This is a genomic window from uncultured Gemella sp., assembly GCF_963515875.1.
Taxonomy (GTDB): Bacteria; Bacillota; Bacilli; order Staphylococcales; family Gemellaceae; genus Gemella.
The window spans coordinates 1-13024 of record NZ_CAUPZX010000012.1 but is presented as its reverse complement, the minus strand read 5'-3'; the positions used below and the strand labels follow the sequence as shown (position 1 = coordinate 13024).

10 protein-coding genes are annotated in these 13024 nt (G+C 29.5%); 2 read left to right on the top strand and 8 right to left on the bottom strand.

Translation table 11 applies throughout. From position 1 onward, the window contains the following. Positions 1-66: 66 nt before the first annotated feature. The 5 genes from glmU to RWL85_RS03530 form a co-directional block, all read right to left on the bottom strand. Positions 67-1449: a bifunctional UDP-N-acetylglucosamine diphosphorylase/glucosamine-1-phosphate N-acetyltransferase GlmU gene (gene glmU, locus RWL85_RS03550; protein WP_314085074.1), complete on the bottom strand. Its 1383-nt coding sequence runs from the start codon at positions 1447-1449 to the stop codon at positions 67-69. Next, positions 1442-2296 carry a pur operon repressor gene (purR, locus tag RWL85_RS03545; protein ID WP_314085073.1) on the bottom strand — a complete coding sequence of 285 codons (855 nt, stop codon included), beginning with the start codon at positions 2294-2296 and terminating at the stop codon, positions 1442-1444. Before purR ends, glmU begins: the two co-directional genes overlap by 8 nt. Positions 2297-2509: 213 nt before the next feature. Next, complete coding sequence (locus RWL85_RS03540) at positions 2510-3811, bottom strand: hemolysin family protein (RefSeq protein ID WP_314085071.1); 1302 nt, start codon at positions 3809-3811, stop codon at positions 2510-2512. 452 nt (positions 3812-4263) lie between these two features. Next, complete coding sequence (locus tag RWL85_RS03535; protein WP_314085069.1) at positions 4264-4602, bottom strand: hypothetical protein; 339 nt, start codon at positions 4600-4602, stop codon at positions 4264-4266. A 160-nt stretch (positions 4603-4762) separates the two neighbouring features. Continuing rightward, positions 4763-4969 carry a hypothetical protein gene (locus RWL85_RS03530; RefSeq protein WP_314085068.1) on the bottom strand — a complete coding sequence of 69 codons (207 nt, stop codon included), beginning with the start codon at positions 4967-4969 and terminating at the stop codon, positions 4763-4765. A 349-nt stretch (positions 4970-5318) separates the two neighbouring features. Between RWL85_RS03530 and RWL85_RS03525 the strand changes: the two genes are divergently transcribed. Both RWL85_RS03525 and RWL85_RS03520 read left to right on the top strand, forming a co-directional pair. After that, positions 5319-6245 carry an alpha/beta fold hydrolase gene (locus RWL85_RS03525; protein WP_314085066.1) on the top strand — a complete coding sequence of 309 codons (927 nt, stop codon included), beginning with the start codon at positions 5319-5321 and terminating at the stop codon, positions 6243-6245. A gap of 9 nt (positions 6246-6254) precedes the next feature. Then, entirely contained in the window at positions 6255-7082 is an 828-nt protein-coding gene (locus RWL85_RS03520; protein WP_314085064.1) for an acetylxylan esterase, read from the top strand. A gap of 48 nt (positions 7083-7130) precedes the next feature. Here RWL85_RS03520 and RWL85_RS03515 read toward each other — a convergent pair whose 3' ends face one another. From RWL85_RS03515 to RWL85_RS03505, 3 genes are all read right to left on the bottom strand, one after another. Next, on the bottom strand, positions 7131-8390 hold the full coding sequence (locus RWL85_RS03515) for a Glu/Leu/Phe/Val dehydrogenase (protein ID WP_314085063.1): 1260 nt from the start codon (positions 8388-8390) through the stop codon (positions 7131-7133). Positions 8391-8744: 354 nt separating this feature from the next. Next, positions 8745-11384, bottom strand: coding sequence for a DNA polymerase I (gene polA, locus RWL85_RS03510; protein WP_314085061.1), 2640 nt, complete (start codon positions 11382-11384; stop codon positions 8745-8747). A 167-nt stretch (positions 11385-11551) separates the two neighbouring features. Next, a complete protein-coding gene (locus RWL85_RS03505; protein ID WP_314085059.1) occupies positions 11552-12754 on the bottom strand; it encodes a glycosyltransferase family 4 protein in 1203 nt (400 codons plus the stop codon). Between the last annotated feature and the right edge of the window lie 270 nt (positions 12755-13024).

Below are 13024 nucleotides of genomic sequence, written 5' to 3'. Positions count from 1 at the left end.
TTATTGATACAGTTTCTTTCTAACCTTTTTACTATAACAATTATTAATATATTATACTTTAATATTTTACGATTTTCTTCCAGCAGGCATTTTTTTTGCGTAACCTACTTTGTTTTCTTGTTTAACACGCGCTATTACTAATGCATCATCTGGTGCATTTTCTGTTACAGTAGTTCCTGCAGCAACAACCGCACCATCTCCTATCTCAAGTGGAGCTATCAAGTTTGAGTTACACCCAATAAATGCATCACTACCTATTTTTGTTTTATATTTATTTTTCCCATCATAATTAACAGTGATTGTTCCACAACCTATATTGGTGTTACTTCCTACTTCAGTGTCACCAAGATAACTTAAGTGAGCAGTTTTAGAGCCATCTCCATATGTTGTATTTTTTAATTCAACAAAATTCCCAACTCTAACATTTTTTCCTAGTTCACAATTGTTTCTAATATGTGAATATGGTCCTACACTTGTATAATCACCAATTTTTGAATCACTAATTGTTGAGGAAATTACTTTTACACCATTCCCTATTTGTACATTTTCTAAATATGAATTAGGCTTAATTTTACAATCTTCTCCAATAATAGTGTTTGATTTAATAGTTACATTTGGATAAATAGTTGTATCACGACCAATAACTGCATTTGGTGCAATATAGGTATTTGTAGGATCAACTAAAGTTACTCCTGCTAACATATGTTTCGTATTTATTCTATTTCTCATTACATTTTCAGCATAAGCTAACGCTACCCTATCATTAACACCAAAAGTTTCATCAAAATCGTCACAAAGATACGTTTCAATTATTTCTTTTTTCTCACGAATTAAACCAAGAACATCTGGAAGATAATATTCACCTTGATTATTGTCATTTTTTACTTTTTCTAGCATTTCAAATAAAAGTTTGTTGTCAAAACAGTAAATACCTGAGTTGATTTCTTTGATTTTTCTCTCTTGTTCAGTAGCATCTTTTTCTTCAACAATCTTAACTAAATTACCATTTACATCACGAATTATACGTCCATAAGCGAATGGGTTATCAGCTATTGCTGTTAAAACTGTTGCTTTAGCATTCATTTTTTCATGGTGATCTAACATATTATTAATAGTCTCCGAGCGAATTAATGGAGTATCACCATACATTACTATAGTAGTACCTTCTTTATCTTTTAATTCATCCTTTGCTACTTTTACTGCGTGAGCAGTACCTAATTGTTCCGCTTGAAGAACAAACTTAGTTCTATCACCTAGTACTTCTTTTACTCTTTCAGCACCATGCCCGACTACAGTAATTACCTCTTGCATTTCTAAATCACTAAGACTATCTAACACAAGCTCAACCATAGTTCTATCACACACCTTATGTAGCACTTTATATAGTTTAGACTGCATTCTCGTCCCTTTACCTGCTGCTAATATTACTGCATATCTATTATTATTCATTCTCAACATCCTCTTTTTCTACTTGACGTAATTTTTCTATAACATTCCCTAATTTAACATCAAAAGTTCCATTGTATTCATCAATATTTTCTATTTTTGATAAATATAGATAATCATCTTCATGTTCTCTTGGCGAATCAAAACACTGTGTAATGATTACTTTACCCACTACATCAACATCAAATTCATTCATCAGACTTTCCATACCTGTAAGAACTCCTCCACCACGCATGAAATCATCAACTAATAGTACTTTTGATCCTGTATTTAAACTACGTTTTGATAAAATCATTGTTTCTATTTTCTTTGTAGACCCAGAAACATAATTAATCGCTACTGTAGTTCCTTCTGTAACCTTATTGTCTCTTCTAATAATTATCACAGGTTTATTTAAAATTGAAGCTATCGCATAAGCTACAGGAATTCCTTTCGTAGCAACTGTCACTACTGCATCAACTTCCTTATTCTTATATACAGTAGCTACTACTCTTCCCAATTTATTCATTAAACTTGGATCACCAATTATATCAGACATAAAAATATATCCACCAGCTAATAAACGATTGCCATCATTAATTTTCACCATAAAATCATTAAGAATTTTTTTGGCATCATCTTCTACCAAAGTTGGTGTAAAAACCACTCCACCACTTACTCCAGCTAAAGTTTTTACTTCACCAATATTTTCTTCTTTAAAACCCGTTTTTATTATATGTATATCTTCACTTATTGAAGATTTAGCCTGATTAAATTTTGAAACAAAATATGTTAATGGAATTAATTTATTAGGGTTATTTAATAAATATTCCGTCATCACTACTATTCTTTCACTTCTCTTTAACTTCATCTTATACTCCTTACATAGCATATTTGGTAAATTACCACACTGTATACATTCAATATATTTATTCGTATATTATATGTATATAATACCACTATTGTTCGGAATAGTAAAGATAAACTAAGAAGTTTTAAGTACATTTAAAGTAATTTACAATTATTATTCATATTGAAAATTAAAGAAGAGATAGCTTTTTCTTTCTATCTCTTCCATTTTCATCTATTTCTCTTTCCAAACTTCTAAAGTTCGTATTTGATTTTCTTCAACTTTTCTTACCACAAATGTTAACTTATCTATAGAATATACTGCACCAACTTTTGCTTCGTATTTTTCTAAATATACATAAGCTCCAATTGTATCTACTTCTTCATGTGGAAGTTGGACATGGAATAGTGCATTGACATCTTGAATTGGAACCCATCCATCAATTAAATAATGTCCATTTTTAAGTTTTTTAACTAAACTTTGTTCATCTTCATCAAACTCATCACGAATTTCACCAGTAATTTCCTCAACTATATCCTCTAAAGTAACAACTCCACTAGTTCCTCCATACTCATCAGTAATAACAATCATATGTTCTCTATTTTGTTTTATAGTTGTTAATACTTGCGAAATAGGTGTGTGTTCAAAAATTTTTATAGCTGGTGTTATATATTCTTCTAAATCTTTTGTATTTTCAAGAGGCTTATCAGCAAATAATAATTTCTTAACATTTAATATACCTAGAATTTGATCTTTATCACCATCTTCTATTACCGGGTATCTAGTATATTCTTCTTGCTTTAATTGCCTCATAATAATTGCTAATGAATCGCTCATATCAATAGCTTCCACCTCTGTTCTAGGTGTCATGATTTCTTTAGCAATTTTATTGTCAAATTCGAATACTCTTTCTACATAACGATACTCAACATCGTTAATTTGACCGTGCGCTCTTGAAGATTTCATAATTGTTCTTAGTTCTTGTTCACTATGAATATCATCATGTTCAGAAGCTGGTTCATATCCAAACATTTTCGCTATAACATTTGCTAGTGAATTAAGCAACCAAACTAATGGACGCATTACTTTATCAAACATATACATTGGCCAGGCTACTCGTAAACAAGTTTTTTCTGCGGATTGAATAGCTATTGTTTTAGGGACTAACTCTCCTAAAACAACGTGTAATAGTGTCATAAATCCAAATGCCACTACTAAAGATATTGTATGAGTTATGGCTTCATTAAGATTTAATAAAGAAAATATCGGATTAAACATCGAATGAAATGTAGCCTCACCAATCCAACCTAACCCTAAAGAAACAATCGTTATACCTAACTGTGTCGCAGATAAGTAATGATCTAATTGTTCTACCATTACAACCAAAATTTTAGCTATCTTATTTCCTGATTCTACTAATTCATTTACCCTTGTTGGTCTAAGTTTAACAAGTGCAAATTCAAACATTACGAATATTGCCGAGGCAATAAGTAACAATACTATTATTAATATTTTAATTAAGATACTGAGATCCATATGGTTTCAATTTATCCTCTTTCCTTATTTTTTAGTCATTAATAAATAATTCTACTACAGATAAACTTTTTTTTCAATTATTATACTATCCATACTATGTCCTACTTCTTTTAACATAAGTCTAAATAATACCCTATTAAAATTCTTATTAATGGAAATTTCTCAAGCTAGATGATAGTTAAACGAATAAAACGTTAAATAGAAGATTATACTATTTATTTCTACTTATAGTAGTTCTTATATCTCCTAGTAAATCTTTTAAGGTATTTTGTATGTCGGATACACTTCCTACTCCTTATTCTGATACTAATTGTTTCATTAATTTCGGTTTTTTTGAATATCTTTTTCTTCTTGGCGTTTTTTATCCTCCCTAGTTAATTTCAGTTTAACATAGGAAGGGTTATTTTTACAGACTTTTTTCACAGACTCACATTTAGTCGTCTTTTCTTTTTTTAAAAATTTTTTCTCTTATAAATGGACTTACAGTTGTTGTTATATATATTACTATTATGTATGGATTGTTTGTTTTTAAATAAAGTATTAAGAATAAAATAGATATTATAATTATAAAAGTAAATTTTAATATTCTCATTATCTTGGTTTGCAATTGATTCCCCCCAATGTTTTACAGATAACTCTACTCCATCTTCTGGAAGATCTGTATTGTAATTTACTGTGTTAGCTATGAAAAAAGTGTGACCTACACTTAATCCTATTACACATCCTACAAAACCTCCCAGAATACTTGAAAATCCTGCAACAACGCCTTGAGTTATTCCAGATTCATTCATTTCATAGGCATATCTATAAGCTACTGCATCTGTATAAAAGAAATGAAGAGTTTCCTACCAATGAGTTTGCCTATGGTAATTTGGATCAGAAAAAGTTCTTCTGGTGATTTGAAAGTTGTTTTTAATTTTATTTTTTCCCAATTATTAATTATTTGATTTTTTATATTTTTTTATTTTCTAATACTATTTTACCGTCATTAATTTTTACATTAGGTTCTAAAATTTTATAAATAGTATCTTTTGGTTCTTCTTTAATATAAGAATTAGCTTTAGCAACATTATTAAAATTATTAGTTAAACCAGAAACAGGAGTAATTAATAAACTAGCAGATAAAATAGCACTTGACAATTTAAATTTATTATTCATAATATACACCTCCCTTTTATAAATAAATTTTTAAAAATTTTATATGTATTTGCAACTACATATAGAATTATAGTATACTATATAATTTACACTTATAATATATCACAATAAAAATAAAAAATATAGACTGATAATAAAAATATATTTATGATATAATAAAAGAATAGAGGTAATTATAATGAAGCCAAAAAATAAAAAGCAGGAGTGAGTTATAATATACTCTTTTTTTAAAATTTAGGACTTTTGAGTCAACTGCTCTTCCTATCTATTAGTAATTCATATTGATGGATAATTTTTCTTTCGAGTGATAATATATTAAGTAATTGAAAACGCTAAATGGGAGATTATAATGAATAGTAAGAAAAATTTCCAAGATTTTTGGTTTAAGAAAATCGAATACATAAATAACCTTCAAATCAACTATAATTTAAAGGAAACTTCATTTTCCACATTTGAAAATATAGAATTTTATAATTTAACTTTTACTAGCTTTGATAACTCAACAATACACGCTAAATATATAAAAAATATAAAGTATAGAACACTATATCCAAACAAAACTATCCCTATACTTTTCTATTTTCACGGTTATCCTGCTTCTAGTAGAAACTGGTTAGAAAAGTCTACCTTCGTTTCTCTTGGATACGATGTAGTCGCTATAGATTTTAGAAATCAAGGAGGATTAAGTAAAGACAAAAGCAATTCTTCTCCTTCAGTCTTTGGGCATCTTACAATAGGTCTAGATGAAAATATAGAAGATATGATATTTTACAAAAATATTTTAGATACGCTTATTCTTTCTAGAATAGTTAGCTCATTTGATGAAGTAGACTCAAAGAATATAGCTAGCTATGGCGCTTCTCAAGGTGGAGCTTTTTCTATAATGTTTGCTGCATTAAACAAAAACGTTACAAAATGCATAAGTTTATATCCTTTTCTTTCGGATTTCCAAACCTTCTATGATCTTGATAATAGAAAAAATGCATACGCAGAATTTACTCATCATGGAAGATGGTTTAACACTAAAGGTGAAAACACCAAAGCTTTCTTGAATAATCTTTATTATCTTGATACTTTGAATTTCGCTAAATTATTAAAGTGTGAAGTGTTATTTGGAATTTCTAATCTTGATGAAGACTGTCCGAAAGAAACTCAAGAAAAAGTATTTAATAATATTGAAAGTAAAAAGAAAGCATGTATTTATAAAAAGTATTACCATGAGAATATCCCACATTTTAATAATGAAGTATTCAACTTTTTACTTGAAGAAAAATAGGAGCAAAAAATGAAATTAGAAAAACATAGAAAATTTGATTTTGCAGAAACTTCACTAAATACACCTCATCCTTTTGCTAAATATAAAAAAATAACTTTTCTAGGTACAGATAATTCAAAAATTGAGTTAGATCTTGTTATTCCTAATTCAAAAGTTAAAGGAGTTATCGTAGATTTTCCTGAGTTCAAAGTTAAAAACAAAGACTATTTAAACTTGACAAAGTATTGTATGCTAGATTACGCGCTAATTTCTATGCATATTAGAGGTCAAGCTGGCAATAGTGAAAATAACACACCTTATTCTCATTTCTCATTTATCGATAGCGAGTATGAGATACCATATTATAATCTAGTATTTCAAGATGCACTAGATACTATCCATATTACTGAGAGGATGTTTCCAAAAAAAGATATAATTTTAACAGGTCTTGGCCAAGGTGCTGCGATTAGCTTAGTTTGTGCTAAGTATTTTGATTCAGTTACAGAACTTTTTATAGAAGATTGTTCACTTTGCGATATAAAAAATACTTATATTCAAAACAAAAAAAATCCAATATTTAAAAAGTTATATAATTTTGAAATTGATTTTCCTGAAAAAATTAGTTATCTGTATGACGTACTAGCCTTGATTGATATACTCAATATTAGCAACCTCATCACACAAAAAGTTCACTATGCAATGTCATATCTAAGTCCTAAAACACCTCTTGAGGCTCAATTTAAACTAGTCGAATCACTTAAAAATGTTACAGTTCAACATTATAAATTTTTGGATTATAAAAAAATATTTCAACACCAATTCGATGATTATATACTTGAAACCCTAGCAACTAAATAGTAAAAAAGAATCAACACGAGATATCTCATGTCGATTCTTTATTTGTTATTAGCTTAATTTACCTTTTAGCTTCATATTTTTAACAATTTTTTCAATAGAGTTCACATAAGCAGCTTTTCTCATTGGGATATCAAATCTTTCTTTTACTTCCCAGATATCATTAAATGCTTTCGTCATTACTCTTGCTTGTTTTTCAACTACTTCCTCTTCAGTCCAGTAGTATCCTTGTAGGTTTTGTACCCATTCAAAGTAAGATACTGTTACACCACCACTATTTGCAAGAATATCAGGAATTACTACAACACCTTTTTCTCGTAATGCTTTATCTCCTTCTAATGTTGCAGGACCATTAGCACCCTCTGAAATAATAGGAGCTTTAATTAAACTTGCTTCTTTGGCATCAATAGCATTCTCCAAAGCACAAGGACAAAGAACATCTACATCTAAAGCCCAGAATTCATCTAAAGTTAGGCGTTTTGTATTTGGCAATGTGTAGAATCTAACTTTTTTATCTTTACATTCTTGAAGTTCAGCGTATGATAATCCAGCTTCACGGTAAACTGCATATTGAATACCGTCATCATCACGTTCAGTAACTGCAACAACTGTTGCACCAAATTTAGCAGCAGTATCCACAGTGTAGCTTCCTACGTTACCAAATCCTTGGACAGCAAATTTAGCACCTTGTGTTGATTTTCCTAATTTTTCTAATGCTAATTTCGCAGCAAGTGCAACTCCATATCCAGTTGCTTGTGTTCTTCCTAATGAACCACCTAATTCTAACGGTTTACCCGTTAAAGTACCAACACCTTGTTCTCCAGTAAGAACATTATATTCATCAATCATCCAAGACATAATTTGACCGTTTGTATTTACATCTGGTGCAGGGACATCTTGTTTTTCGCCTAGATATTTGTATAATCCTCTGATATATCCTCTAGAAAGTCTTTCTAACTCGCCTTTCGATAAATCTTTCGGATCTACGATAATACCACCTTTACCTCCACCATATGGTAGATTAGCAACCGCACATTTAAAGGTCATCCAAATTGATAATGCTTTTACTTCATCTGCTGTTACAAGTGGGTGAAATCTTAATCCACCTTTTGTAGGACCAATTGCATCGTTATGTTGTGATCGGAAACCTTTAAAGTATTTTACCTCACCATTATCCATTCTAACCGGAATTGAAATCTCAATAAATCTTTGAGGATCTTTTAATGATTCATATACTTCTTCTTTATAACCTAATACTTCACACGCACCTTTTATCTGTTCTCTTGCGTTAACTAATGGATTGTTATTCATAGCTGTATCTCCTTAGAATGTTAATTTTACATTTATAATGTAATGTTATTTATCCTAATTATATCAAATACATCGCTATTTTGTAAACTTAAATTTATAAGAACTTTTTTATGTTTTTATTTTTATTACGTTAACTTTTTCTCAAAATTCAAAATATAAAAAAAGTTAATTTTACAACCACTAATATGGTTTAAAATTAACTTTTCTTTAAAATTAATCAAGGATAACAGAGAATGTTGTACTACTTTTATAAGCTATTTAAGTTGAAATATATTTGAAATTAAAAGAAAACTAAATAATTTTAACTTTTATTTATCTTCAATTTTCTGTCTTTTTAATTAATTATCAGAAAATTTATTTTGCATCATACCAAGATACTCCACTACTAGCTTCTGCTTTAAGTTGAACATCTAAGTTAGCAGCTTCTTCCATAATTTTAATCATTTCTTTTGTAAACTCTTCTTCTATATCTTTATTTACATCGAAGATTAATTCATCATGTACTTGTAATAATAATTTTGCATCAACATTTGTTTTTTCTAAGTACTCGAATACATTAACCATGGCTATCTTAATAATATCTGCAGCAGTCCCTTGAATAGGCGAATTCATCGCAATACGTGCGTTTAAGTTTGCGACAATTTTATTCTTAGCATTAATATCCGGCAAAGCCCTTCTTCTATTGAATAAAGTTTCAACATAACCATGTTCTTTCGCAAAATCTACAATATCTGTCATATATTTATCAACACCTTTAAATGTTTCTAAATACTTGTCGATAAATTCTTTCGCACGTTTTCTAGTAATGCCTAGGTTGTTAGACAGCCCAAAATCAGAAATTCCATAAACAATACCAAAGTTAACTGCTTTAGCTTCTCGACGCATTGACGAAGTTACTTCATCAAGACTAACTCCATTAACATCACTAGCTGTTTTAGTATGAATATCTACATCATGTTTAAATGCATCTATCATACCTTTATCTTGTGCAATATGAGCTAGTACTCTAAGCTCTATTTGAGAATAGTCGATTGACAAAATCACTCTATCTTCAGAAGCTGGAACAAATGCTTTTCTAATTTTTTTCCCCTCTTCAATTCTCGTTGGAATATTTTGAAGATTTGGGCTCACAGAAGATAGACGACCAGTTTGAGCTAATGTTTGTTCGTAACGTGTATGAATTTTTCCTTCACGAGTAATATCTTTCACTAATCCTTTTGCATAAGTCGAGTTCAATTTTGTAATTGTTCTATACTCCATAATTAACGGAATAATCTCATGGCTATGTTGAAGTTGTTCTAATACCTCTACAGCTGTAGAATATCCAGTTTTCGTTTTCTTAACAGGCGGTAGTCCTAGATCTTCAAATAACACAACTCCTAACTGTTTAGGTGAAGCTATATTAAACTCTGATCCAGCAAGCGTATATATGCTAGATTCTAAAGTTTTAATTCTTTCATCGAACTCAACACTCATTTCCTCAAGAGCTTTTTTACTAACATGTATTCCTTCAAATTCCATATTAGCTAACACTTTAGCAACTTTTATTTCAATATTTCGGTATAAATCCGTCATATTTTCTTCAGCAAGTTTTTCTTCCATTAGCGGCTTCATTAGTGAAATACACTCTGCTACTTCTGAAATATAAGGATTTATCACGTCTTGAGTAGGTAAAGTTCGTTTTGCGCCCTTACCATATACTTCTTCATCGCTATTTATTATTTTTCCAAGATAATTAAATACAATTTTATCAATTTCAGTTTTTGCATTCACATCAATTAGATAAGATGCAATTTTAACATCAAATACTTCTCCGTTAATATCAACACCATTTCTCTTCGCTATAAATAAAATCTTTTTAAAGTCATATACGGTTTTAACCAATTCACTTTGAAGATATTCTACTACAAATTCATTAGTAAAAAATTGTTCTTCACTAAAAATATAAGCAACTCCTTCTTTAAAGACTACTATTCCTACTACATCTGAATTATGATAATCTTCAGTATAGCACTCAACATGAAGCGAGCTTCCTGTAAAATCAATTTTCGTGTTTTCATCCGCTAAAATAACATTAATTTCTTTTTTAGGAGTAACTGTTTCTTCATTAGCTACCTCTACATCTTCAGTAGAACTTTCTTGTGATAATCTTCTTAAAAATGAAATAAACTCAAGTTTCTCAAATAGTTCTCTCTTAAGTTCCACATTCTCACTATATGTTAAATCTTCCAACTTATTATCAACTGGAACTTCAGTATAAATAGTTGCTAGTTTCTTACTTAATAGAGCATCTTCTCGGCCTTCTGTTAGACGTTCTTTAAGTTTTTTACCACTAATATTATCTATATTTTCTAGTACATTCTCTACAGTTTTATATTCAGTTAATAGTTTTATAGCAGTTTTTTCACCCACTCCTGCTACACCAGGAATATTATCGCTCTTATCTCCCATAAGACCTTTCATGTCAACGATTTGTTCAGGAGTTAAACCATATTTTTCAGCAATAAACTCAGGCGTATAATAATCTATATCCGTTACACCACGTTTTGTATAATAAATAGTGATATTCTTACTTGCTAGCTGTGTTAAATCTTTATCTCCAGTTACTATTATTACTTCTAGCCCTTCTTTTTCAGCAATCTTAGCATAGCTTCCAATAATATCATCCGCTTCATATTCAAAATGTTCTTCATACTTAATTCCATAAGAATCTAAAAGTTCTCTAACATACCCAAATTGTTCAACTAACTCACTAGGTGTTTTATCTCTAGTTCCTTTGTACGCCTCATAACTTTGGTGCCTAAACGTCTGTTTCCCCTTATCAAAAGCAACTAACACATACTTCGGATTAGTATCTGCTAATATTTTTTCTAACATTAATGTAAAGCCATATACACTGTTTGTATATAAACCTTTTTTATTTTTTAAAGCTGGCATAGCGTAAAAAGCACGATAACTCAAACTATTTCCATCTATTAGTATTATCTTATCCATTGTATTCTCCTAATTTTTATTCTAAAAACCAAAACATAAAAAGATACGACTCGAAAATCACGATTTCAAAAATGATTTTTGAGTCGTTTAGTACACTTTATTTTATATTGTCAAATTCTAATAAACCATGTTTAATATATATCAAATATATTCTATAGTTATTTATTTTACAACAATTCATAAATAATTTCTATTTTCTTCTTCCAAGAATGACGTTCAATCTCTTCTAGCAAATCAACAGGAATTTTACGATTTTCTCTTGTTCTTTCTATCATTAATTCTAAAGCCTCTACAATCCTATTTATGAATGCAGGCTTCTCTTCTTCTACCGCTTTGTCTGTATCATAAATTGTAGGCATTTTAATATACTCAATTATCTCAGAACTATTTATTTTTTCTCCAAGAAATTCAATAAGCCCTTCTATCTCAGTAGCAACCACTCTCAGACCACTACCTAAGGCTTCTACTGCGATTAATCCTAGTCCCTCAAAGTAAGATGGTAATATAAATACATCTTTATGTCTCATAATCTCACCTAAATGAACTTGATCTACAGCATTATAAATCCTAATTTTTGTAGAATCTCCAACTAATTCCTCAACTCTCAGTCTATCCTCTTCTTTCAAATTCCCTATTAATTCTAATTCCACATTATCGTCTTTTACTTCTAATAATCTAAACGCCTTAATCAATTCATAGAAACCTTTCGACTCATCAAACTTTCCTGCATATAAAATTTTAACATTATCATGGTTTTCATATTTTTTCACAGGATAAAAAATCTTCTCGTTATATCCAGCACCAATATTTACAATTCTTTCCTTAGGAAAATTATAAATATTTGAAATTTCTTCTATAGCACCACTACTTAATGCTAGTATCTTATCTAACTTCCCTAGATTTTTAACATAGTTATCTTTCATAATTCGGTTCTTCTCTGCTTGCCTTATATCCGTGTTATGACAAACACCTATTACTTTTTTATCTTCAAATACATCGCAAACTATAGAACTTAAAACCCATAAATGATGTGTAATAATTACATCAGGCTTAAACTCTTCTTTGGCTGCTTCTAACTTCCTACGAAATGCATTTTGCCACTCTTCCATCATGTCATACGACATATTTTTATATAGAGTATTTTCATATGGCATGATATCACTCATTCCAACAATAGGGAAACTTATATCCTTACCTTGAAATTCAACTTCATATTTTTCATCAACAAAATTAAAATTATACTCCGAGGTTGTTGCATAAACTGCTGCTTGTTTAACATCATACTGTTTTAGACCTTCAATAACATTTGTAAAATATACACCACTACCTGTTTTAATCGGTAATTGAGCTAATACATGTAAAATTCTCATAATAATTATCCTCTATTTCATATTTTCCTTCATTTATATTATAACCCAAAGCACACTATTTTTATAGTAAACATATTAAATTAAAGTATATAAAAAATCACTCAAAGATATTTCTTCAAGTGATTTTTCAAATTTTTATTTTCTTATCTAGACTGCATAGGATGTAACTTAAAAGTCTTTAAACACAGAATTTTATTATAAACGATAACCTATCGTTTCAGGCTGTTGACAAATGCAAAAAATGCATGAATCAACAGCCTATTTTTAATG